Here is a 221-nt window from a genome sequence, read left to right as displayed (position 1 = left end):
AAGCAGCAGCCTCATACTGGAAAGATTATTTGCTGGGCTATGATCAACAAACGTCGATTCCAACCGGAAAAGTCGGCACGAAAGCGGACGGTGCACAATTTGAGCATGTGCTGTGCGATCTAGGTAAGGATTTGACAGGACGCCTGGAAATGGTAGCCAAGCAGTACCACGTGACCCCGAATACATTACTGCAAACAGCCTGGGGCTTACTGCTTCAAAAG

1 protein-coding gene is annotated in these 221 nt (G+C 49.3%); it reads left to right on the top strand.

Annotated features, from left to right (window positions below; all coding sequences use genetic code 11):
* Window positions 1-221: condensation domain-containing protein (locus tag HFD99_RS25400; RefSeq protein WP_167438893.1), on the top strand; the 221-nt coding region annotated here is incomplete at both ends.

The sequence above is a fragment of the Paenibacillus sp. EKM301P genome (assembly GCF_011800295.1).
GTDB classification, from domain to species: domain Bacteria; phylum Bacillota; class Bacilli; order Paenibacillales; family Paenibacillaceae; genus Paenibacillus; species Paenibacillus polymyxa.
The sequence above is the reverse complement of the archived record's forward strand: the minus strand, read 5'-3'. Positions and strand labels throughout refer to the sequence as shown.